At 57.0% G+C, this 23,618-nt stretch carries 20 protein-coding genes and 1 tRNA gene; 13 read left to right on the top strand and 8 right to left on the bottom strand.

Annotated features, from left to right (window positions below):
* From smc to QQF73_RS10640, 4 genes are all read left to right on the top strand, one after another.
* Complete coding sequence (smc, locus tag QQF73_RS10655; RefSeq protein ID WP_219865488.1) at positions 1-3,501, top strand: chromosome segregation protein SMC; 3,501 nt, start codon at positions 1-3, stop codon at positions 3,499-3,501.
* A gap of 129 nt (positions 3,502-3,630) precedes the next feature.
* Positions 3,631-4,710: a cell division protein ZipA gene (zipA, locus tag QQF73_RS10650; protein ID WP_285368192.1), complete on the top strand. Its 1,080-nt coding sequence runs from the start codon at positions 3,631-3,633 to the stop codon at positions 4,708-4,710.
* A gap of 74 nt (positions 4,711-4,784) precedes the next feature.
* Positions 4,785-6,818 carry an NAD-dependent DNA ligase LigA gene (gene ligA, locus QQF73_RS10645; protein WP_219865490.1) on the top strand — a complete coding sequence of 678 codons (2,034 nt, stop codon included), beginning with the start codon at positions 4,785-4,787 and terminating at the stop codon, positions 6,816-6,818.
* Positions 6,819-7,009: 191 nt separating this feature from the next.
* Complete coding sequence (locus QQF73_RS10640; RefSeq protein WP_285368191.1) at positions 7,010-9,727, top strand: hypothetical protein; 2,718 nt, start codon at positions 7,010-7,012, stop codon at positions 9,725-9,727.
* Here the strand turns inward: QQF73_RS10640 and QQF73_RS10635 are convergent.
* From QQF73_RS10635 to QQF73_RS10625, 3 genes are all read right to left on the bottom strand, one after another.
* Positions 9,724-10,353, bottom strand: coding sequence for a CBS domain-containing protein (locus QQF73_RS10635; RefSeq protein WP_285368190.1), 630 nt, complete (start codon positions 10,351-10,353; stop codon positions 9,724-9,726). The genes QQF73_RS10640 and QQF73_RS10635 overlap by 4 nt on opposite strands.
* A 70-nt stretch (positions 10,354-10,423) precedes the next feature.
* A complete protein-coding gene (gene mnmC, locus QQF73_RS10630) occupies positions 10,424-12,313 on the bottom strand; it encodes a bifunctional tRNA (5-methylaminomethyl-2-thiouridine)(34)-methyltransferase MnmC2/FAD-dependent 5-carboxymethylaminomethyl-2-thiouridine(34) oxidoreductase MnmC1 (protein ID WP_285368189.1) in 1,890 nt (629 codons plus the stop codon).
* 4 nt (positions 12,314-12,317) lie between these two features.
* Positions 12,318-12,935: a peptidylprolyl isomerase gene (locus tag QQF73_RS10625; protein WP_219865494.1), complete on the bottom strand. Its 618-nt coding sequence runs from the start codon at positions 12,933-12,935 to the stop codon at positions 12,318-12,320.
* Between the two features lie 217 nt (positions 12,936-13,152).
* Between QQF73_RS10625 and QQF73_RS10620 the strand changes: the two genes are divergently transcribed.
* Positions 13,153-13,893, top strand: coding sequence for a cyclic di-GMP-binding domain-containing protein, MshE-related (locus QQF73_RS10620; RefSeq protein ID WP_285368188.1), 741 nt, complete (start codon positions 13,153-13,155; stop codon positions 13,891-13,893).
* A 50-nt stretch (positions 13,894-13,943) separates the two neighbouring features.
* Here the strand turns inward: QQF73_RS10620 and QQF73_RS10615 are convergent, their stop codons facing one another.
* The 3 genes from QQF73_RS10615 to flgA all read right to left on the bottom strand — a co-directional run bounded on the left by QQF73_RS10615 (position 13,944) and on the right by flgA (position 15,643).
* Positions 13,944-14,414 (bottom strand): flagella synthesis protein FlgN, encoded by a 471-nt coding sequence (locus QQF73_RS10615; RefSeq protein ID WP_219865496.1) that lies wholly within the window; start codon positions 14,412-14,414, stop codon positions 13,944-13,946.
* Between the two features lie 7 nt (positions 14,415-14,421).
* On the bottom strand, positions 14,422-14,748 hold the full coding sequence (gene flgM, locus QQF73_RS10610) for a flagellar biosynthesis anti-sigma factor FlgM (RefSeq protein ID WP_285368187.1): 327 nt from the start codon (positions 14,746-14,748) through the stop codon (positions 14,422-14,424).
* 196 nt (positions 14,749-14,944) lie between these two features.
* A complete protein-coding gene (gene flgA, locus QQF73_RS10605) occupies positions 14,945-15,643 on the bottom strand; it encodes a flagellar basal body P-ring formation chaperone FlgA (protein ID WP_219865498.1) in 699 nt (232 codons plus the stop codon).
* 189 nt (positions 15,644-15,832) lie between these two features.
* Between flgA and QQF73_RS10600 the strand changes: the two genes are divergently transcribed.
* The 7 genes from QQF73_RS10600 to QQF73_RS10570 all read left to right on the top strand — a co-directional run bounded on the left by QQF73_RS10600 (position 15,833) and on the right by QQF73_RS10570 (position 21,483).
* Positions 15,833-16,762, top strand: coding sequence for a chemotaxis protein CheV (locus QQF73_RS10600; RefSeq protein ID WP_285368186.1), 930 nt, complete (start codon positions 15,833-15,835; stop codon positions 16,760-16,762).
* A 37-nt stretch (positions 16,763-16,799) separates the two neighbouring features.
* Positions 16,800-17,627 carry a CheR family methyltransferase gene (locus QQF73_RS10595; RefSeq protein WP_219865500.1) on the top strand — a complete coding sequence of 276 codons (828 nt, stop codon included), beginning with the start codon at positions 16,800-16,802 and terminating at the stop codon, positions 17,625-17,627.
* A gap of 4 nt (positions 17,628-17,631) precedes the next feature.
* Positions 17,632-18,828, top strand: a complete 1,197-nt coding sequence (locus QQF73_RS10590; RefSeq protein WP_219865501.1) for an MFS transporter — start codon at positions 17,632-17,634, stop codon at positions 18,826-18,828.
* Positions 18,828-19,445, top strand: a complete 618-nt coding sequence (locus QQF73_RS10585; protein ID WP_285368184.1) for a flavin reductase family protein — start codon at positions 18,828-18,830, stop codon at positions 19,443-19,445. Before QQF73_RS10590 ends, QQF73_RS10585 begins: the two co-directional genes overlap by 1 nt.
* A 22-nt stretch (positions 19,446-19,467) precedes the next feature.
* Entirely contained in the window at positions 19,468-20,382 is a 915-nt protein-coding gene (locus QQF73_RS10580; RefSeq protein ID WP_285368183.1) for a LysR family transcriptional regulator, read from the top strand.
* A gap of 92 nt (positions 20,383-20,474) precedes the next feature.
* Positions 20,475-20,825, top strand: a complete 351-nt coding sequence (locus tag QQF73_RS10575) for a DUF7352 domain-containing protein (protein WP_285368182.1) — start codon at positions 20,475-20,477, stop codon at positions 20,823-20,825.
* Between the two features lie 127 nt (positions 20,826-20,952).
* On the top strand, positions 20,953-21,483 hold the full coding sequence (locus QQF73_RS10570; RefSeq protein ID WP_219865505.1) for a lipocalin family protein: 531 nt from the start codon (positions 20,953-20,955) through the stop codon (positions 21,481-21,483).
* Between the two features lie 9 nt (positions 21,484-21,492).
* Here the strand turns inward: QQF73_RS10570 and QQF73_RS10565 are convergent, their stop codons facing one another.
* Both QQF73_RS10565 and QQF73_RS10560 read right to left on the bottom strand, forming a co-directional pair.
* Positions 21,493-22,143 carry a cupin domain-containing protein gene (locus tag QQF73_RS10565; protein WP_285368180.1) on the bottom strand — a complete coding sequence of 217 codons (651 nt, stop codon included), beginning with the start codon at positions 22,141-22,143 and terminating at the stop codon, positions 21,493-21,495.
* A 76-nt stretch (positions 22,144-22,219) separates the two neighbouring features.
* Entirely contained in the window at positions 22,220-22,750 is a 531-nt protein-coding gene (locus tag QQF73_RS10560) for an isochorismatase family protein (RefSeq protein ID WP_285368179.1), read from the bottom strand.
* Between the two features lie 273 nt (positions 22,751-23,023).
* Between QQF73_RS10560 and QQF73_RS10555 the strand changes: the two genes are divergently transcribed.
* Positions 23,024-23,114: transfer RNA gene (locus tag QQF73_RS10555), tRNA-Ser, on the top strand.
* Positions 23,115-23,618: the final 504 nt, after the last annotated feature.

Raw genomic sequence — 23,618 nt, 5'->3', positions numbered from 1 at the left:
ATGCGCCTGAAGTCCATCAAATTATCCGGTTTCAAATCGTTCGTTGATCCGACAACCGTGCCGTTCCCTTCCAACATGACTGCGGTCGTCGGTCCCAACGGTTGTGGCAAATCCAATATCATTGACGCCGTTCGCTGGGTTATGGGCGAAAGCTCCGCAAAATACCTGCGCGGCGAATCCATGACTGACGTTATTTTCAACGGGTCCAGCGCTCGGAAACCGGTCGGTCAGGCCTCGATCGAGCTGGTTTTCGATAACAGCGACGGATCCGCGCCCGGCGAATTTGTTCGTTTTAACGAGATCTCCGTGCGCCGTAGGGTCTCCCGAGAAGGGCAGTCGGAGTATTTCCTGAACGGGTCCAAGTGCCGCCGTCGGGATATCACGGATCTTTTCCTCGGCACCGGTCTCGGGCCCCGCAGCTACGCCATCATTGAGCAGGGCATGATTTCCCGGCTGATCGAGGCAAAGCCGGAAGAGCTTCGGATTTACATTGAAGAAGCGGCCGGTATTTCAAAGTACAAGGAGCGCCGCCGGGAAACCGAAAACCGGATCCGCCGTACCCAGGAGAACCTCGAACGCCTTACGGACCTTCGCGATGAGCTGGGCCGGCAACTTCAGCACCTTGAGCGCCAGGCAGCCGCCGCTGAGAAATATAAGGCGTACAAGCATGAGGAACGTCAGAAGAAAGCGGAACTCACGGTTCTGCGCTGGCAATCGCTCGATAATGACCTGCAAACGTGGCGGGCCAGAATCCGGGACACAGAGCTGGAGCTTGAAAAACGGCTGACCGAGCGGGTGAATCTCGAGACCTCGCTGGAGTCCCTGCGAGAGAATCACCTTGACCGGACCGAGCATTTCAATAAGGCCCAGGCCCGTTACTACGAAGCGGGCGCGGACATTGCCCGAATAGAACAGAGCCTGGAGCACCAGCGCGAGCGAAGTCGCCAGACTGCCGCCGAGCTTGATCAGGCCATGGCCAATCAACGCGAACTGGCCCGGGAACTTGAGCAGGACGAGGACAAGCTGTCCGGGATCCAGGAAGAGCTCAACATGATGGAACCGGAGCAGGAAGCGCTGGCATTGCGATCGGAGGAATCCGGCGAAAAACTGCAAATGGCGGAAGAGGCCATGAGTGAGTGGCAGCAGAAATGGGAAGATTTCAGCAGCCGGTCTTCGGATGCGCGGCGTCAGGCCGAGTTGTCCCAATCCCGCATCCGGTCGCTGGAAGATGCTATCGAACAGCTTCGGGGCCGCTATCGAAAGCTGGAGGATGAACAGGCGTTGCTGGATGGCCAGATGGACCGGGCTGAACTTGAGGAACTGCAGGAACAGCAGGAAACCCTGGAGTTGCAGAGGGAGGAAGCGTCGGAGCGTATTGCGAGCATCCAGGAAGACTTGTACGAAGCGAGACAGGAGCAGCGTGAGGCGGAACAGGCTGCAGGTGAGGAGCGCCAGCGGGTTCAAAGCCTTCGGGCATCACTGGAGTCGCAGCAGGCCCTGCTGGATGAACAGCTTGGCGGTCAGGACGATGCGCTACAGAGCTGGTTGTCCGAACATGGGTTGACGGATACACCTCGTGTCGCCAGCCAGTTACGCATTGAGAACGGCTGGGAATTTGCCGTGGAGCAGGTGATTGGACGATTCACACACGGTCTGTCGTTGCCGGGAATCGATCATCTTTCAGGGGCCATGGGTTCTGCACCGAAAGGTCTGGCCCTGGTTGATGCCGGCGGTGAACCGGTCAGCGTCTCCACGAGCAGTGGCCTGGCAGCCAAGGTATCTGGCGTTCCGGCCGTGGCGGCTCTCATGGCGGGTATCCGTGCGGTTGAGACTCTCTCGGATGCGCTGGGCATGCGCTCAGAACTGGAGGAGTGCGAAAGCGTTATCACGCCGGACGGGGTCTGGGTGTCCCGTGACTGGGTGCTGATGCCTGATTCCGATGCTGGTCAGGTTGGTGTTATCGAACGCCAGAAAAAGGTGAGTGAATTGGACTCGCAGCTTGCCCGGGCTGAAGAGTCCCTGGCCCTGGCCAGCGAACGGCTGGACGGTCTCCAGGAGCGGGTTGAACGGGCCGAGTCGGCCCGCGATGATGCTCAGGCAAGTCTCAGTGATGCCGAGCGGGAGCTGAGCGGGTTGTCTTCGAGAATCAGCGGGCTCAGGGCGCGGGCGGAACAGATTAATGCCCGCTTGCAGAGTATTCGTGAAGATCTGTCGGACGTTTCTCTCAACCTCGAGAGCCAGGAAGAGAGCTTGCGGGAAGCCCGGGAAGAGTGGCAGCAGGCGCTGGCCTCCACCGAAGACAGCGATGAGGAGAAGGAACAGCTGCTGGAACAGCGGGACGGCCTGCGGGAAAACCTTGATCGCCTCAGGCACGATGCCCGCCATGATCGGGATCATGCCCACCAGTTACAGCTCCAGTTGCAGTCCTTGAACAGTCAGCGGGATGGTCTAAAACAGACTATCGAGCGCATGCAGTTGCAGAAAGAAAGGATTGAGGAGCGCCTGGAGATTCTGCGGGAATCCCGGGAAAGTGCGGAAGAACCCATCGAAGACCTCCAGATGCAGCTCGAAGGTCTGTTGGACCGGCGCCTGGCGGAGGAGGACAAGCTCGGCGCGGCCCGGGACGCGCTCGAAGAGATTGATCGCGAGGTGCGGGAGAAAGAGCAGGGCCGCAGCCGGATTGACCACGAGATACAGGAAGTACGGTCAAAACTGGAAAAGCTCAAAATGGAGTCCCAGGCGCTGGAAATTCGATCTGGCAATCACATCGAGCAGCTCCAGGAGCTGGACGTTAAGCTCCAGGAAGTCCTGGAGCAGTTGCCGGAAGGTGCAAACGAAAAGGACTGGGCGGACGAGCTGGAAAAAATAGGCAGCCGGATTCAGAGGCTTGGCGCTATAAACCTGGCCGCGATTGAGGAATACCAGGTTCAGAGTGAACGAAAAACTTACCTGGACAGTCAGAATGACGACCTGATGGAAGCGCTGGAGACCCTGGACAATGCGATCCGCAAGATTGACCGGGAAACCCGTCAGCGCTTCAAGGAAACCTTCGACCAGGTTAACGGAGGCCTACAGGCCCTCTTTCCGAAGGTATTCGGAGGCGGTAATGCTTACCTTGAGCTGACCGGAGAGGATTTGCTGGAAACGGGTGTTGCGATCATGGCCCGTCCGCCGGGCAAGAAAAACAGCACGATCCATCTGCTTTCCGGTGGAGAGAAGGCGTTGACCGCCATTGCCCTGGTCTTTTCCATTTTCCAGCTCAATCCCGCCCCGTTCTGTATGCTGGACGAGGTAGATGCGCCGCTGGATGACGCCAACGTTGGGCGTTATGCCAACATGGTCAAGGAAATGTCGAAACAGGTTCAATTCATCTACATTACCCACAACAAGATCGCCATGGAATTGGCCGATCAACTTATGGGGGTTACTATGCACGAGCCGGGCTGTTCCCGCCTCGTATCGGTAGATGTGGAGGAGGCTGCAGCGCTGGCGGAGGCCTGAGTATTTGTGCTGCGCATAAAAGCATCAAGGATGACAATAACGCCATCTGGCCCGGCTGCGCGTTGTATTCATTACGGGCTTTTCTTAGAGTAACACTGTTACCCGATCCGCAAACAGGACAGCAGGACTATGTCACTTAGGGAATGGTTAATCGCCATCGGTACCCTCGTTATCATTGGTATTGTCATTGACGGGATCCGCCGTGTCCGTCGTGCCCGTAAGGAATCCATGGCTATCTCATCCGGTATGGGGGCGGATGAACTTAAGGAATCGCCACTGGATGACCACTACAACCCGGAGCTGCCGAATGGCGGAGCCCGGACAATCTCCCGTGACACTCTGGTAGAGCGGGGGTACGTAAAGCGGGAAAGGTCCGACCGTTTCGGAACGCCGAAACCCAAGCCGACGCGCCCGGTTACGGCAGCCAACCACAGCCCGAAGCAGCCGGAAGGGCCTGCTGAGCCGGCGCCAGAATCGGAGGAGGCACCCTGGGAATCGGGTTTCTCGGCCCACGATGACGCGTACCCTGAGCCCGACTCCGGCTGGACGGCGTCCGATGAGGATCAGGGGGCCGGTGACGGTATTCTTGGAGAGCGCCGGACGGTTTCTGCCAGTGATATTCCGGATACCTATCAGGACACGGTCGAGGTGCCTGATGATCCTGCTGAGAGCGCGGTGCCGCCAACAGTAACCACTGAAGTTGAGGAAGACACGGCGCGCCGTGATCCTTTCGAACCTAAGGGGGGGCAGCCACTTGCCGGCGCGAACCGGCCGGAGGCTCGAGAAGTGGTTGTGATCAACGTACTTGCCCGCACTGGTGAGGATTTCAGCGGAGTAGCCCTGAAGAAGTTGTTTGAAGCCTGCGGCCTTCAGTACGGTGATATGGATATTTATCACCGACATGAAGCGGCAGATACCACCAGTCCCGTTCAGTTCAGTGTTGCCAATGCTGTTGAACCGGGGACGTTCAAGCCGGCAGATATGCCCCGATTGACGACGCCGGGTATCAGCTTCTTCATGAGTCTGCCGGGCCCGTCGAATGCGCTTCAGGCCTTTGAGTTCATGCTCGAAACCGCCCAATGTGTGGTACGAAACCTGGGGGGTGAACTGAAAGACGAGCGTCGCAGTGTGATGACCCCGCAAACCATTGAGCATTGCCGTCAACGTATCCGGGAATTTGACCGCAAACAGCGGTCGCAGCGGGTGTGACGCCAGAGCGAGAAATCGACGAACGATGCCCGGATTGTTCCGGGCATTTTTTTGACAGGTGAGAGCGCATATCCATGAGCAAAGCCACGCCCGAGATTGTTCAGCGTGTCGAAGAACTCCGGTCTTTGATTGAGGATCACAACTACCACTATTACGTGCTCGATGATCCCCGTATCCCCGACGCGGAATATGACCGGCTGTTTCGGGAACTCCAGGCACTGGAAACCAATTATCCGGGACTGGCCTCCGACGACTCACCAACCCGGCGGGTTGGCAGCAGCGTTGAAACCAGTTTCGACGAAGTGGTTCACCGGATTCCGATGCTGTCGCTGGATAATGCATTCAGTGAAGAGGAGCTGCGTGACTTTGACCGTCGGGTTCGCGAACGCTTGGGAACCGATGAGGACATCCAGTATGTCTGCGAACCCAAGCTGGATGGACTGGCGGTCAGCCTGCATTACGAGTATGGGGCTCTGCGGACGGCGGCCACCCGCGGCGACGGCTATGCCGGGGAAGATATAACAGCCAATATCCGGACCATTCCTTCCGTGCCGCTCAAACTCCGTGGCGATGACATACCAGAGCTGGTTGAAGTGAGAGGCGAAGTGTATATGCCTAAAGCTGGTTTCGAGGAGCTTAATCGGCGGTTGTCCGAGCGGGGCGAAAAAACGTTCGTGAATCCTCGAAATGCGGCCGCGGGAAGCCTGCGTCAGAAAAAATCCACGGTTACTGCCAAGCGCCCGCTGGAGATGTGCGCCTACAGTGTGGCTGTGACGGACGAAACCTTGTTGCCCGACAATCACTGGGCGGGCCTGCAGCAGGTCAAAAGCTGGGGATTCCGCATCAATCCGGAAATGCGCATGGCCTCAGGGGTTGAGGAGTGTCTGGCGGCCTACCGGGAGCTGATGGAAAAACGGGACTCTCTGCCCTACGAAATCGACGGTATTGTCTTCAAGGTCAATAGCCTGGAACAGCAGAACAGGCTGGGGTTTGTGTCGCGGGCACCCCGTTGGGCGATCGCGCATAAGTTTCCTGCCCAGGAAGAGCTGACCGTCATTGAGGACGTGGAGTTTCAGGTCGGGCGGACCGGGGCGGTCACCCCTGTCGCACGTCTGAAGCCGGTTTTCGTTGGTGGGGTTACCGTAAGCAATGCCACCTTGCACAATATGGATGAAATCCGACGGCTGGATGCCCGTATCGGCGATACCGTATTCATCCGTCGGGCAGGCGATGTCATTCCCCAGGTGGTGAAGGTGGTCCCGGAGAAGCGACCGGCCGACGCTCGGGAAGTAGAGTTGCCGGAACACTGTCCGGTGTGTAATTCCGATGTCATTCAGATTGACGGTGAAGCCGTTGCCCGATGCTCCGGGGGACTTTACTGCCCGGCTCAGCGAAAGGAGGCGATCCGCCATTACGCGTCCAGAAAGGCGCTGGACATTGAAGGCCTCGGGGATAAATGGATCGACATTCTGGTTGGTCACGAGCTTGTGGAGACGGTCGCGGACCTGTACCGGTTGAAAAAGCAGGACCTGACAGGTCTCGAGCGAATGGGCGACAAATCAGCGAGTAACCTGATTGCCGCGATTGATAAGTCCCGTACGCCAGTGCTCTGGCGTTTTCTCTATGCACTGGGTATACGGGAGGTCGGCGAGGCGACCGCGAAATCCCTGGCCTCCCATTTCGGTAGTCTGGAGGCCATTGCTGCCGCAGACGAGGATTCCCTGCAACAGGTGCCAGATGTAGGGCCGATTGTTGCCGGCCACATCCGAAGTTTCTTCAATCAGCCCCATAATCAGGAGACGCTGGCCGCGCTGAAGGACGCAGGGGTCGTGTGGCAGCAGGAAGAGGTGACGGAAGGCGACAAGCCGTTGGAGGGGCAGACCTGGGTGCTGACCGGGACTCTCTCGGAAATGACCAGGGACGAAGCCAGGGAAAAGCTGGAAAGTCTTGGTGCCAAGGTGGCCGGCAGCGTGTCCAAAAAGACAGCCTGCGTGGTGGCTGGCGAGGCAGCGGGCTCCAAGCTTGCAAAAGCGGAACAGCTCGACGTCCCGATTCTTGATGAGCCCGGCTTGTTGGCTCTCCTTAAGGATCACGGGCTGGAAAACTAGTCAGTCCTGATAACGTTCATTCCGTGGTCGGGCGGGGAGGGACTCCCGTTGGCAGATGAATCTGAGAACTCGCGCAGATCGCAGCTACTCTAAATTGGCTACCATGGCGTTGTTCTGTAACGGTGTGTAATCCGGCTTTTGTGCGAAAGCCCAGGCACTGCCATAACAACAACGTTTCAACGGACTTTTTCATGCGCGCCGATTTTACCTCACGCATTGTTTCCGCCAACCGCCTTAGCCTTGTGATGCTGATTGCCCTCGGACTAGTCGCGTGCAAAACCGAGAAGCCCGCCGACCAGCCTACAATCCTGGGCATTCCTCCATCTACCGCGTATCTGGGGGTGGAGTACTACTACAATTTCGGTGCCTACGGCGGCGAAACAATTCTCGATTATTCCCTGACTAACGCACCTTCCTGGCTCGCCCTGGAAGATACCAGCAACAAGGCGCGCCAGGGGATTATCATGCGTGGTGTGCCAGGGCTTACCGGTGGTAATCGCGGCGATCTGGACCTCGGCAAGGAGCAGGACATTAATCTGGTCACAACGGACGGCCGGATGTCGGGCGTCCAGCCCTTCGATATTGAGGTGAAGTACAACCCCTTGTCCCTGGAAGTGGAGACGTTCACCGAAGGCGAAAGCCCTGAAATCGCTGAAACTGCCCGCGAAAGCTGCGTTCAGCCTGATCTCGAGCCTTCCGGTGAGCATAGCTACACCATCAACCAGTACGATGAAGACGGGAATGTGACGGGTACCACTGAAGTGACCAGTCCAACTCGCCCGGTGGTCGCGAAGGTCATACTCGATCGTCCCTCGGTGACACGGGTCAGTGTGGCTTTCGAACTGAGCTCTGAATACGACCCGACCAAGTGTGATTCGGGCTTCGATGATCCCCATCAGCGTTGCGATTACAGTGAGGCCAACGTCGGCGATGCCAATGTCGGCCAGGATATTGTTGCTCTGGGCAGCAATAGTAGCTCCAGGCTTGGGGGCCTTGAGTATCTGACATTCCGGGAGGATGGACTTGGCGGGCTGCTGACGTTCGACCCCGGCGTTACCGAATGCTATATCCGGCTGGAAGTGATCGACGATACTTTCCCTGAGCCTTCGGAGGTTGCGCGGCTGACCCTCACGGAAGTGCGCAGCGGACTGGCCGGTCTGGGGGAGAATAACGAGGGCACCGAAATCAACCTGGTGATCGACGATGATGAACCGGTCCTGACCCTGGAAACCGTTGCTGGAGGCGCTCGTGACGCCCTGAATATCAACGGTGAGCGCGAATATGTCGGCGTGTTGTCAGGGGATCGTGAAGGGACCTTTAACGCCCGACTCAAGCATACGAAGGACTCTACTGCACGACTGGGTTCGGAATTCGTGATTGAGCAGGAACAGTCAGAGGGTGTCTGGGTTGAAAACGATGAACTGGTTTTTCCGGAGGCGGTGAATGAGCTTCGTTTCCGCATTCGGGTTTTGACGGACACCTACTCAAACACCGGGCTGAATGATCGATTTATTTTGCTCGGGGTTGATGAGAAGTACCAGGCCGGCCGTGAAAACTACGCTCGTGCTGTGGATGAGGGTCTGCTCAGGGTGAGTCTCAACGAGCTGACGTCGGCACTGGTATGGAACGACTCTGATGGTTTCGTAGCAACAGACTTTGCCATTGCCCATTCCGGCAGAATTTTTGTAACGGGTTTTGACCGCCTCAATAACGATCGGGTACTGGTGAAGATTTACGATCAGAAAGGCAACTTGTTGCAGGATATTGGTATTTCAGACGCAGGAGACGTGCTCGACTCCCCGCAGCCGGTGATCGGTACTGCGTTGCGTAAGGTGTCCGAAGGAGCCAGCAAGGTAGACCGTTTCGAGTTTGTGGTGGCTTACAGCACCGATGTAGCGAATACCGACGCCAAGGGCGGGGACGATGTGGTTGTCTCGCGCTATTGGTTTGATGCGGCGACCGACGGTGGCGCATACGTTAACAGCTGGACCATCAGGACCGGCACCAGTGGCGATGACATTGTCCGCGCGGTTGGCATCAATGCCGAGGGTGGCTATGTATCGGTCGCTGGCGAAACCGATGGCACCTGGCCTGATCAGAACCGGGCGGGGGCAGTGGACAGCTTCCTGCAGCGGATCGATACCCAACCGGACGGTGCTGACGAGATCCCGGTACTGGCCTGGACTCGACAGATCGGTTCGTCCGCCAATGATTCTGTGGCCGGCGGAAGCTCGGTTTCCATCGCGCCATTGCTTTTTGGTTCAGCTGCGGGAGCCGTGAACGGTGAGGCAGTGATTGGCGGGGTTGACGCTTTCTTCTTCAGCGCGTCCGGTGCTGAGAGCGCCGTGTCCGTCAAACAGGTAGGAACCGAGGCGAACGAGCCCGTGTCTGACGGACTGTTCGAGAACAATCTGCTCTGGTTGGTGGGAACCGGCAGCGGGGCTTACTCGGTGACGGAGGGCGATGACGGCGATAGCTTTCTCGCTCGAAACCCGCTGAACAGCAGGGCCGGCTTCGTTTTTGCCTATTCGTCTGGAGGGGTACTCAATCGCGCATTCACCGTGAACGATTCGGATGATCTGTCCGGAGATCGTTTCGAGGCGGTCTTTATTTTTGACGGGGATATCGTGGTGGGCGGCGCCACCGATGGAGAATTCAGCGCAGGTAACACGCCGGGAACCGGAGAGCAGGCGATTCTCGCTCGGGTGTCACTGACAGAGGAGGGCGAAAGCGCCGAGGAAACGCCGTTCAGGAATGAGTGGCACTATCAACTGCCCGAAGATGACACCGAAGTGCTGGTATTGGCCAATTATCGTGACGACGAAATCGTTGCTTTGGCGCGGCGTGGTGCCGCTCGGTTGTTGCTCGTTTTCAGTCCAGAAGGGGTTTTACTGTCTGCCCTGAATTAAACAGCACCCTCGTGACGACTGGTGCTGGCATACAGTTTCAGATAATCGGTGCTGGTAACGATGCCCGAGGGCTCGCCACCGGCATCGACTACCAGGGCAGCACTCAGTTGATGGGCCAACATCAGCCGGGCCAACTGGTGGGCATCGGTTTCAGGCGATGCCGTGAGGAAAGCCGGCAACTCAACATAGACCATGCTCTGGTTCAGCCCCTCCGCCGGATTGGTGTGCAGCCAACTCAGTAGCCAACGCAAATCCACAAGTCCCGCTACATGGTCCTCGGCAGTGATCACCAGATGGTGGACACCGTGTTCCTCCATGCTCGTCAGGGCATCGGATATTGTCGATGAGGCCGGCAGGGAATAGAGGGCGCGGGAACAGATCGTGGATACTGGCAAATATGCCCGCTGGCTTCTTGGCTCACCGGCGGCTGCGCCATACTCTTCCAGGGCGCGATGGCGACCGGAATTGGCGGCCTGCTGGAACTCAGCATCCGTTACGTCGCTATGACTGGGGCTGATGGAAGGGCTTTCCGACAGCTCGGTGACGTCGCCCACTCGGCGACCCCGGAAAACCTCCGGTAATCGGGTACCGACAGGACGCCCAGGTTCGCTGACGAAGATTGACATGGCTCTGGTTCCCCGCGATGGCAACAGGTATTACCTGATTATCGGCCGCATTTCAGATTTCTTGAGTTTACTACGATCCCGAATCGTTCTCGTAGGTCCTGTGCATGCGCCGGCTCGCTACCCGGCGTGCGAGGTTCCTTGACAGGCATCGGGGTTGCCCTGAAAGCCAGTCGGCAAGGTATTCAGCCAGCAGCGGAGCGTAGGTAAGTCCCTTGCTTCCCAGGCCGGTAAACAGGTACATCCCACGGACAGGGTTGCCGTCCTTGTCCTGCAACTGGTCCGCAACGGGCTGATAATCGTGGGTGGTACACCGGAATCCGACCCGTCCTTCAATTGGCTCTCCGGTATTGGACTGATCGATCAGGATATCCGGCAGCATGGTCTCGAGTTCGGAGAGGTTCTGCTCGTTGCTTGCCGCTGTGGGGGCCGGGTTCATGTCTCGAAGATCAAAGGTTGCGCCAGTCACTGCGACGCCCTCATGAACAGGATTAAGGTACCTTGGGCCGCAGATGACTGCCTTCGGCGTCCGTACCTGTTTTTCCTCCAGATGGCTCACCTGGCCACGAATACTCTTGAAACGGAACTCCCCCGGGATTGGAAGAAGCTCCGGGGTTACATGCCCAGCACACACCACAACCCGATCAGCGATTAGATCGGCTGCCGTGGCTGACGAGAGACGCCACTGGCCCTGGGAGGGGGTGAGCGCTGTGACCTTGAAATCGAAGATCCTTTTTATGCCCGGGTGCTGGGCGAGAGACTTGCAGAGTTCGGAGGGCTCAAGCCAACCGCTGCGGGGAAACCAGAGTCCTCCGGATTGGGTGGGGACTCCGGTCAGTTGAGTGGCTTGTTCCTGGGTGACGGGGTACAGAACTTCCCCGGGGTAGTCATTCCTTGTCAGAAATCTTTGCTGGCGGTCAGCTTCCTGTTCGTTCCAGGCGAGCTGGAGCAGGCCGGTCGGATGCCAGTAATCCTCCGTGTAGGCACGGTAGATACGTTGACTGAACATCAGGGCAGACAGGGCCAGTTCGGTCTGGTCGTTGAACTCCACTCCGAGCTTGACGTAGGTGGCTCCCTGTCGGTTCCCTGAGGCGCCGGAACCGGCCTCAGGTGATGAGTCGACCAGGGTCACGGGTACGCCGCGTTCCGCCAGGTTACGCGCCAACAGGCAGCCGGCGATGCCTGACCCAACAATGGCAACCGAGCCCGGTGTGGCTGTGTCTCCGACTTCCGTCCCGGCCGGCAGTTTGCCGATCAGCATGTCCCGTTTTCGTCCGTATCCCCGGGTTTTCTGCATCTCGAACCCGGTTGATGCCAATGCTCTCCGAATACGGCCAACAGAGGTAAACGTCGCCAACGTGGTTCCCGGTTTGCTGTGGGCGCGGATTGCAGTCATTGCCTGATCGAGCCACATTTCAGGATTCATGGAAGGGGCGAATCCGTCCAGGAACCAGGCGTCAGCCTGGAAGGTCAGCGCCTGCCAGGCTTCAAGGATGTCGCCGAAATACAGGGTCAGGCGGACGCGCCCGGCATCGAACAGGATCCTGTGCACCCCCCGGATCAGTGGCGGGTAGTGGTCGATTAGTTGTGAGGCGAGGGCGGAGAGCTCCGGCCAGAGATCAAGGGCTTTGGAAAGGTCTTCCCGTGTCAACGGAAAGCGTTCCACAGAGATAAAATGAAGCGATGCGGCATGCTCCGGGCCATGGTCGCGCCAGGCCTGCCAGGCGGCAAGGAAATTGAGGCCCGTACCGAAACCGGATTCAGCGATGACAAAATTCCCGCCTGCCGGAACCGTGCTGAACCTTTCTGGCAAACCGTTGTTGTCCAGAAAGACGTAGCGACTCTCCGCCAGCCCGTTGTCACGGCTGAAATAGACATCTCCAAACCTGACCGACTCCGGGACCCCTTCGTGCCAACGCACCGTTGCCGCCTCGATCCTCGGCGAAAGAACATCCGCAGTCATGGCTTTACCGGGGTTGCTCCAGTATCGAGACACTCTCGATCACCACGGGCTCCACGGGTACATCCGCCATCCCCTTGGAATACCCGGTTTCTACCCCGCCGATGGCGTCCACAACCCCCATGCCCTCGGTCACTTTGCCGAATACGGCATATCCGGCACCGCGAACGCCGGCATTCAGGAAGCCGTTGTCGACCAGGTTGATGAAAAACTGTGAGGTAGCGCTATCCGGTGCACTGGTCCTGGCCATGGCAACGGTGCCCCGAAGGTTCTTCAGGGTCGGACTGGCCTCATTCGGTATGGGATCGCTCGTGGATTTCCGGGAAAGTTTCGCGGTAAAGCCGCCCCCCTGAACCATGAACCCGGGAATCACGCGGTGAAAAACAGTGTTGTTGTAGAAGCCGCTTTCAGCGTACTCCAAAAAGTTCTCAACCGTTTTTGGCGCCACGTCCGGGCGCAGTTGCAGAACGAAAGGCCCTTTATTGGTAACAATCTTTACCTTGGGGAGCTGTTCCACGTTTTCCTGGCCCGTGCTCTGACCGTGGCTCTGGAGTGGCAGCAGGGCGGCCAAAGACAGAATCAGTGCAGGGATCACAGACCGGGACGGTTTTACGGAATTTGGCATTTTAACGGTTCTCTCCTCGTTAGCTGCAGAGACGTTTCCTGCAATAATTCATGGTATCTGCTTTCTGGAGCAGGATCTTAGCAGAATGCGGCGTTTTTTTCGGCGATTGCACAGGCGCAGTTTTTAGCAAGTGGGCTACGCTCAATGGGTGTCGGTTTTACGATCATTTCATACCGGGCCGAGTTGTACGGTTTTCACTATGGGAAAGGAGAATCGAGTGAGAATCCGTCAGGGATTTGAAGAAAAGTCGCGTCTTGGGCGGCTATTGATCAGTCGCGGTTATTTGTCCGAGGAACAGCTCGAAGACGGTCTCCGGGTGCAGCGGGAAACCGGTCAGAGACTGGGGGAAGTGTTCATCCAGTCGGGCTGGCTCACCGAAAAGGAATTGCATCGGGTACTGAAGCACCAGTCGCGCTACCGCAATGCGGCGGCACTGGTCACCGTTGTCACCTTGCCGTTTCAGCCATTGGTCAGTTTTGCCGCGAGCAGCAGCACCAGTGCCGCACAGAGTTCCGCGGCGATGGGTGAGGTCTATGAGCGCGGCGCGATGAGGCCCCTGGTGGATTCGGAACTCGACCGGGTTCTCGGCCAGGGGGATCCTTCGCTTCTGGACCGGATTGAACAAGTCTCGAGGATGGCCGAAACCTCGTCGGAGAGTGATGGCAGCATCTCAGCCGATGTCATTGAGGGCCTGAAGCTGACCGCCAATATTTTTGTGCCGGTACTGAATTTCCTGGACTCGGACCTGACCATTTCCGGAGTTCACTACCGGGACGGGGAACCGCGCTACGCTGTGCGCGGGGATGGAGCGCTGACGCTGGCATTTCCGGAACGTATCGAGGTAATAAGAATGGATAACATCCGGGTCAGTGGCAGTCGAGGCCCGTCAATGGGTAATGTCAGCATTCACGATATCCGTTTCGATCCCGACTCGCGGATGACCATATACACGCGATAAAAAAAACGCCCGGACTTCCGGGCGTTTTTCATTGGGAATATCGTCTGGTGTCACGCGCTGGCCAGGATGGTTCGGCTTGAGACCGTCGTATGCTCGCCTTTTTGACCGTACAGTTTCTGCTGGCCGGTGGCGCCCCGGAAGATATCGGTGAGGCGCGAGAGTCGCTTCTGAAGGTGGGCCATTACCCGCCCATTGTGTTGGTTCAAAGCCTGACATTTGCGCATGCTGGTGTCTGCCTGCTTCCACAGGTCATACAGCTCGGTAAGTCCGGCACTGCGCAGGAAGCGGGACGGTTCGCCGCTGTCCGGTTTGTAGCCCATGGCCACCAGGCAATGGATTTTCTGCCGGGCACGTCCCCGAACCTGTTCCAGAAGCTGGTTTTTCTCAGATGTGAGACCTTGCAAGGCCCGCACATCGGAGGAGGAGAGGCAGGCTTTCTCTTTCTGTAAAAGCTCTGCCAGTTCCTGCAGTTGATGAACATCCTGCGAGAGCAGGTCTTTTAGATCATCGATTGTGGCCATGTTCTACTCACCCGAATATGCTTTTATCCATATCAAGCATTTTCTGGGCCAGCTTTTCAGCATCGATTTTGTACGTTCCGTTTTCCAGGGCTGACCGGATTTCGGCGATACGGTCATCATCCATCTCGGGATAATCACCCAGTTTCTGCTCGAGCTGTTTCAGGTCTTTGGCCTGACTGCTGAGACTGACGTTGTCGCCGCGAGCTCCCTGGGTCTGGGTTTTCGCCTGTTCGCTGGGCTCCGGCTGGGTGTTCTGGCTGCCGGTGGATTTATCGGCTGTGGTCCTTTGGGTGTTGACCTGGCCTCGGCCAATTCCATTAAAGTCAACTGACATATCGTTACCTGCTTACCTGTGGTGTCACGCCGGAGCATGACTTACTCGAGTGTGTATCTATGTAACGGCCGCGCCAAACAGTTCTTTAACGAAATTTTTCAAAATTTCATTACGCCTTGTCCATCTTTCGGCTGCATCTCCGGATAATCCGACGGCAGCAAATTGCCGCACGGCAGATCATTGCCTTGCAAGGCTTCTACATCGGAATCTCGACTCGTCCGGGAGCAACAACATTGGCTCTTATGGTGCGTGCAGTCCGAAGGTTCTCGACCAGAACCTGTTCACCGATGGAAGCATTGGCCAGGGCCTTACCTCTGGAGGTGACCGAGAATCCGCCACTGCTGGCGGTAATCATAACATGGTCACCCCGCTCCACTGCGTCCGGGGCAGCGAGCAGATCCGGCGTAATGACAGATCCTCTATTGACCGGACGCCGCACCTCCATACCCGTTACGTCATCGGCGCTGCGCATAACGCCTCGGCGGCTGGCGTTAACAACCACCGACTGCGTTGTCAGCATATCGCTGGTGACTCGTTCTCCCCGTGCCAGGGGGCGGGCGGCAATCAGTGCGGGCCCATTAATGGAGACGGAAGCGGTGACAAACATACGCCAGGGTTTGCTGCCCTCGCAGGCAACCTGAAGGGAAGGGTGCGTACTCTTCCAGGGATCACCGGTGAATTCGACGGCAAGAGGGGCTTCGCAGCTCGCCAGCGACAGGCGGTCGTCCACCGTTCCGGCTTCGAAGGTTACTTCGTAGCCTTCCTCGGCCTGCTGCGTCGAAAAAGCCTCAAGGAAGCGGCTGGCCGCTTTTTCGATCTGGTCGGCGGTCGTCTTTGCGCTGGCGTCAGTGATCCCGGTCAGGAGCAGGAAGAGGGCGAAAATGGTGATGCGCATACGTGTCACTTTGTCCTATGCTGTCAAAAACCGTCCAAACCTCCCCCTCCAGAACTAAGGATTCGGGGCGGACAGCCGTTAAACAGGCTGGTTAAGGAAGCAACGACAAGATTTTGTCGTCTCCTTGATATAGAGAAAATGGCAGCAAAATGCATGCCGGCGGCAGTCCGGTGGGCCGGGAGAGAGAACATGGCAGGTGTATTGGACAGTGTGAACCAGCGGACCCAGCTGGTGGGGCAGAACCGGCTTGAGCTGCTGCTGTTCCGTCTGCGCGGCCGGCAGATGTATGGCATCAACGTGTTCAAGGTGAAAGAGGTCCTCCAGTGTCCGAAGCTCTCTTCCATTCCTAACAGTCGCACGGTCGTTCAGGGGGTCGCCCACATACGAGGTGAAACCATCCCGATCATCGATTTGAGTATGGCGATTGGGCTGCCAGGCATCCCGCAGGAAACCGTGCCAACGAGTTTTGTCATCATCACCGAGTACAATCGCAAGACCCAGGGCTTTCTGGTGACAGGTGTGGACCGGATCATGAACATGAACTGGGAAGACATTCTTCCGCCGCCCAAGGGTGCTGGCAAGGATGTCTATCTGACCGCTGTCACTAAAATAGAAGATAAACTTGTAGAAATCATCGATGTAGAGAAGATTCTTGCAGAAGTTTCTCCTCTGAGGGAAGATGTCACGGACGCCGTGCTGAGCAAGACTTCCGAGCGCGTCGCCGGGCATTTGCCGGTCCTTGTCGTGGACGATTCGGCTGTCGCCCGCCGCCAGATTGAGCGCTGTTTGACGGCGATCGGAATGACCGTTGTCATCAGGAACGATGGCAAACAGGCGCTTGAGTATCTCAAGAAGGTTACGGAAGATGGTTCAAATGCGTGTGACCATCTGGCGCTGGTGATTTCAGACGTCGAAATGCCGGAAATGGACGGGTATACACTGGTGTCCCGATGCAAGGATGATCCCGCACTCCGGGATCTGTTCATCATGCTTCATACGTCGTTGAGCGGAGTGTTCAACAGGGCAATGGTTCAGAAAGTTGGCGCGGACGACTTCATGGCCAAGTTCAGTCCGGATGAGTTGGCAGAGCGGGTCATGGAGATAATCGATCAGGCCTGATGTCACTGCGCACAGAATCACTCAGAACAGAGATCCAATGAAAGCGGATATAACGCCACAGGAATACGAAGCCTTCAAGACATTCCTGCAGGATGCCTGTGGTATTTTGCTGGGTGAGAATAAGCAGTACCTGGTGAAGAGCCGCCTTCGTCGCATCCTGGAAGAGAACGAACTCGAATCCCTCGGTAAACTCCTCGAACGCCTCAAACGCCCGGGCCGTGCGAACCTGCGTGAGGTTGTCATCGATGCTATGACGACCAACGAGACACTGTGGTTCAGGGATAACCATCCCTTCCGAATTCTCCAGGAAAAACTTCTGCCGGAGTTTGCCGAGCGTAAGACAACACAGCCGCTGCGCATCTGGTCTGCAGCCTGCTCTACCGGCCAGGAGCCCTACTCGGCAGGGATGATCGTGGAGGAGTTTCGACGCCAGCGACCCGGAAGGCTCCGGGACGTAAAAATAACCGCCACCGATATCTCCAGGAGCGTTCTGGAGGTGGCACGCCGCGGCGAGTACGAGATGATTGCCATCGGCCGGGGTCTCTCGCCGGAACGCCAGCGACAGTTCTTCACGCCGTCACCGAATGGCGGCTGGCAGATCAAACCCCAGTTGAGGGCCATGGTGGAGTTCAGGGAGTTGAATCTCCTGGAGCGCTATATGCTCGGCAAGTTCGACATTGTCATGTGCCGGAATGTCCTGATCTATTTTTCCGCCGACCTCAAGAAGGATATTCTGACTCGAATTCACGCGGCTCTGAATCCCGGTGGTTACCTGATCCTCGGTGCGTCCGAATCGCTCAATGGCCTGCCTGACCTGTATGAAATGGTGCAGTGCCACCCGGGCATTATCTACAGGAAAAAATAAAACTATGCCCCTCAATGTATGGGTCCTGGTTGCGGCGCAGGCGCTGGCCATGTGTACGGCGCCGTTCATTGTATTCATCGGCAGTATTCAGGGGCGCCTGCTCGCTTCGGCACCGGAATTTGCGACCCTGCCGGTTGGACTGGTCGTGGTGGGAACGGTTCTCGCCATTAAACCGGCGACCTGGTTAATGGAGAAAACCGGGCGCAAGCAGGTGATGCTGCTTGGTGCTGTCATGGGGATCCTTGCCGCCGTTCTCGGCGCTGTATCCAGTTGGCAGGGAAGCTTCCTGCTTCTCTGCATTGCCTCGGTAGTCGGAGGCACCGGACTGGCGGTTGTGCACCAGTACAGGTTTGCAGCCATGGAGTCGGTGCCGGCTGGTATGGCTGGGTCTGCGGCTGCCCGGGTTCTGCTGGGAGGTCTGGTGGCGGCGTGGCTTGGGCCGGAGGTGGCGGCCATCGGCAGCGGTACCGGGGAAGTTTATCCATTTCTGAGCAGTTGGGTGGCGCTCGGAGTGGTTCAGGCCGCGGCACTGATCATCCTTGCGTTGGGCTACAGGGCCAGAGGTGAGCTGGTCAGAAGCTCACAGTCCGGTGGCGGTCGGCCGCTGTCTGAAATTCTGAAAAACCCATTGGTGTGGGCTGCAATCAGCGCAGCCGCGGTGGGCTATGCCGTCATGAGTTTCATTATGACCGCAACGCCATTAAGCATGACCGAAATCGCGGGCCACGATCTGGACGACGCCAAACGTGTGATTCAACTGCATATCATGGCCATGTATCTGCCTTCCCTGATCAGTGGCTGGCTGACCCGGATGGTTGGTATTCCGATCCTGATGGCTGCTGGACTGGTCGCCTATCTGGGGTGTGTCGTGCTGGCGGCCAATGGCGTCAGCTTCCATCATTACCTCGGCGCGCTGCTTTTGCTGGGCGTCGGCTGGAACTTCCTGTTTGTTGGCGGTACCTCGCTGCTTCCGGAAGGCTACCACGACACTGAACGATTCCGGGTTCAGGGGCTTAACGATATGATGGTTTTTGGCTCCCAGGCGACCGCGGCCCTTACCGCCGGGGCCGTGCTGAGCTGGCTGGGGTGGGGCGGTCTGGTACTGGTTGCCATCCCGTTCCTGATGCTCCACGGAATACTGATGGCGGTCTGGCTGGTTCGATCACCGTCCTCGGCCCAGGAAGCCCATAGGAGAAACTGATGTTTATCGACTTTGAAGGAATGAACTCCGCGGATGTCTATCATGCTCTGACCCAGACGGTTATTCCGCGACCGGTAGCCTGGGTTCTCAGTGAAAACCCGGATGGCGACTACAACCTGGCGCCGTTTTCATTCTTTACCCCTATTACCAGCAATCCGCCGCTGCTGATGTTGTCCGTCGGTCGAAAACCGACCGACAACGCCTTCAAGGACACCCGGGTCAACATTGAGCAGCGAAAAGATTTTGTAGTCCACATTGCCCATCGGGAACTGGCCACGGCGATGACTGAAACCTCCCGGACCCTGCCGCACGGTGAGTCAGAATTGGCTCGGCTCGGGCTGGAGCTCGTGCCGTTCGAAGGATCGCGATTGCCCCGGCTGAAGGATTGTCACGTTGCGTTCGCCTGTGAATTGTATGAAATCAAGGAGATTGGTGCGGCGCCCCAGAGCCTGGTCTTCGGTCTCGTGAAAGGGGCCTACGTCTCGGATCAGGCCATTGCGTACGATGACCAGAACCGGCTCAGGATTGATGCCGCCACCATTGATCCAATCGGCCGATTGGGTGGCAGTGAATACGTGACCTTCGGTGATATAGTGAAGGTGCCGCGCCCTTCCTGAAAGCACAGCGATGGTGGCTTCCGTGGATCAACTCAATCTCAGACACCTTTACTATTTCTGGATGATCAGCCGGGAAGGGTCGATTGCCAGGGCCAGTGAGGTATTGGAGCTTGCCCCCCAGACCCTGAGCGGCCAGCTGGCTACGTTTGAATCCTCGCTTGGAGGCCTTCTGTTCCAGCGGGAACGGCGCAAACTTATCCTGACAGACCTGGGGCGCACGGTCCTTGGTTATGCCGAAGAGATTTTTACGCTCGCCGGGGAACTCAATGAAACCCTCCGCCTTGCGCCTTCCGATCGCCCCCTTACCCTTTCTGCCGGAGTCTCGGCATCCATTCACAAATTGATAGCCTATTACCTCCTGCAACCGGCGATGGTTCTTCCCCGGCAGATTCAGTTGAACTGCCAGACTGGCGGCCCCGAGGATTTGCTGCTGCGGCTGAAACGTAAGGAGCTGGATATCGTGCTAATCGACCGCATGCCGAGTGTAAATGAGCGGGGAAGTTTTGCTGTGCATGCGCTGGCAGGGTCCACCATAAGCCTTTTTGCCTCGCCAGTGCTGGCCAGGAGGCTGCGAAAAGGCTTTCCAGCCTCTCTCAACGGTGAGCCATTATTGGCTAACGCCACCGACGCTCCCTATTTCGAAAAGCTCATGAACTGGTTCTCGCTGCAGGGGGTTCGGATGAACCTGGTGGCAAGAATCGATGACAGCGCACTGATCAAGGTTTTTGGTCGCCAGGGATTGGGCGTGTTCGCGGCGCCGACGGCCATCAGTGAAGAAGTTTGCCGGCAATATGAGGTTGAGCAGATAGCATCCATTGATGATGTGAAAGATGAACTCTTCGCGATTACGCGTGGCAAGAATCCCGCTCATGATGGCGTGCGTGCCATCTGCCAGGGGGATGTGAGCTTCCAGCCCATCCAGAGAACCTCGAAATAATCGAGGTAATCGGCTTAAAAAAGCTTATTTTGTCGAGCTCTCAATCTGTCCATTATAAAACTGTTGGATGCGATTGCAGAGGAGCACTTGCCATGAAGACTATCCATAAATTTCGATTGGAGCAGGGGAAAGCGCCCACCACCCTCCTGCTTCGCGAGGGGTTCCGGGTTGTTCGGTGTGAATATCTTGTTCCCGACAAATCCGTTTATCTCTGGGTGGAACAGCCGTTGAGCGTTGGTGCTCGCAACCTTGAGCGGCAATTCCGGGTGGTATTTTCCGGTGAGCCGGTTCCCGATGACTACGTCTATCTGGATACCGCGCTGGACCCGTTTGGCCCTGAGGCTTACCACGTGTTTGAACTGCCCGTAGTCGAACGCGAACTCGGAATCAGCGGTGCCGATGTCCTGCCCGGCAGCAACTGGCGTCAAACAGCGTTGTCGTGATGATCTGATGGGCCCTTCGGGGCCCTTTTTTTGCTCTTCTTTTTATCTGGCGCCGTATGTTTCCCGCAAGAGTTGGGAAAGAACCTGTTATTGTTGCGGATGCAAGGCGGGAGGCGAGCAACGGATCATGATGCGTGCGATGGTGGTGTGTGTAAGCATTTTTCTGGCGTCCTGTACGGGAGTGCCGGAGGGAATCCAGCCTGTCACCGGGCTGGACGTGGATCGTTACCTTGGGACCTGGTATGAGGTCGCTCGCCTGGACCACTCGTTTGAAGAAGGCCTGAGCAGGGTGACCGCTGAGTACTCGTTAATGGACGATGGCAGCATCGAGGTAACGAACCGGGGATACAATACTGAAAAGGGAGAATGGAGCGTCGCTGATGGTCGGGCCGTTTTCGTCGGTGATCGAGACACCGGGCATCTGAAGGTGTCGTTTTTCGGCCCGTTTTATAGTTCCTACGTGGTGTTCGAGCTGGACCAATCCGGGTACAACTATGCCTATATTACGGGCTATAACCGTGAGTACCTGTGGTTCCTGTCGCGTACACCCGACGTCACTGACGAGGCAATGAGAGCTTTTCGGGAGCGGGCAAAAGCCGAGGGATTCAACCTGGAAGGGCTGATCGTCGTCGACCAGAGCCCTGTGACCGATCAATAAGCCTGCGGGTCATATCGGGAGATGGCCGGTTTTCACCCAAATGATGGTTTCCTGCTCGACAAACGGATGATGCGCGCTCATGTGGGGACTGCGAATCCAGGTTCCCGGCGGGTAACGACCGTGTTCGTCACAGAACTCTCCGGACAGGACAAAGATTTCTTCACCTCCGAAATGCCGGTGTGGCTGGAAACGTTCGTGAGCGGGCCATTTCACAAGCGCAACATGCTCGTGCTCGAAATCGTGGAGGGGCATGACTTCCAGGCCGCCAATACCGGGAAGCCAGGGTGTCGCATGAGTGTCAATGCGAACCGTATCCAGATCCCGAGGATCGAATTGATGCAGCTTTACCAGCAGTGTACATCCCTCTTTGCTGAATGGCGCATGACCGCTGCCCGGTGGGTTTCGTAGGTAGGTTCCCGCCGGATAGTCTCCCGTTTCGTCCGAAAAAACGCCGTCGAGAACCAGAATTTCTTCCCCTAGAGGATGCTCGTGTCGCTTGAACGAGGCGCCGGGTTCATAACGGACGATACTGGTGGCGTGACCTCGCTCAGCCTCCTCCCTGGCCAGAGGCTTTCTCAGGACACCGCCGGCAGGGCTCGGAAGCCAGTCCTCATTATCGGAACGGATAACTACCCGTTGTGAAAAATCCATGTTCAGCATGGGTTACCTCAACAGTTGATGTGCCTCGCATCGAGAGACAAAGGCGATCAGGAGATGGAATAGGGCAGTTGGAATCCTACTTGATCAGATTCTGAATATCGCGAAACCTGGGGTGCTTGCAGTCTCTCATCCACTCGAACGCCGCCATCTCCACAGTAACGATTCTTGCCCCGCTCTGGTGGAGTCGGTCCAGAGCAACATCCCTGTCAAATTCATTGCGGGACCCGGTAGCATCGGCCACCACCCAAACTTTGAACCCGGCGTCCAAAAGACTGAGGGCCGTCTGCATCATGCAGACGTGGGTTTCGCAGCCACCAATCACGACCTGCTGTCGTCCTTCGGGAAGGCGATCTATCAGGCCATCGGGGCAGGCGTCAAAGTGATGCTTGGGAATGACCTGATGGCAAAGTTCCCGAACCGCTTCCACATTGTGGCCAAGCTTATCCGGCAGCTGTTCCGTCGCCAGGATCGGGACATCCAGTAACCCGGCTATGGTCGCCAGTGTGAGGCACCGATCCACGACTTCCTCGCCCTGACTGATCGCGGGCATCAGCTTTTCCTGGAGATCGATTAACACCAGAGTGCATTGATCGGCTTTCATCAACATGCGGTTGCTCCTGTGGCCCTGCCGGAAACCCACCTTCTTCCTTTTTCCATACGTTTGGAACGCAATCGCGTATTTGTTCCTGTGGCAACAAATTGCGTTTCATTATCGGCTTTTTTAACAATAGCGTTCAAACGGTTCAGCCAATCAACGAAATCCCGGACTGCTGGAAAAAAATGGAGGATTTGGCGAAAGGGAGTTGCCAAACGCGAGAAAAACCATTAGAGTTTGCGCCCTCAAATGAGCGACGAGATTGCTGATTTGAAACAGTTTATTGGAGAGGTGGCCGAGTGGCTGAAGGCGCACGCCTGGAAAGTGTGTATACGTTAATAGCGTATCGAGGGTTCGAATCCCTCCCTCTCCGCCAATTATCTTCCGACGATGTCTTGCGCCGCAAGGCCTGCTGAGGAGATACGATAGCTGAGGTTTGTGTCCGTCTGGTGGAACAATCAGGTGGAACAATTATGTACCTTCAGCGTAGCAGTTTCGGGGTGTATTACACCCGCATCCCCCTTCCGAAATTCGCCCGTGATCGCGGGTTCCTCCACGCCTTACGCGTATCGCTGTTAACCAAGTCCCGAAAAATCGCTGTTCAGCGCAATCCCTTGGTCAGCGGTTGTGTGTTGAGCTTTCTGCAACAGCCAGAGACGTTTCGTTCCCGCGAAAACTTTGACCGTGATTTAAGGGACCTTCGACGGGGGCTGCGCGGCTCAGGCCGCTTTAACCCTGCATTCATGGGAATGTAGGAAGAGGGCATGAAAGGGAGAAAAACCCAACACCGTAAGGTTGGCGTTGGGTTTTTGTCGGAGCCGGGCTAACTATCTTCAGTAATTCGATGTTTCCAATAATGGCACCGGCTCATCAAGCACCA

This window comes from Marinobacter albus (assembly GCF_030238305.1).
Classification (GTDB): Bacteria; Pseudomonadota; Gammaproteobacteria; order Pseudomonadales; family Oleiphilaceae; genus Marinobacter; species Marinobacter albus.
Note: the sequence above shows the minus strand (reverse complement) of the source record. Positions and strands in the feature narration are given on the sequence as shown.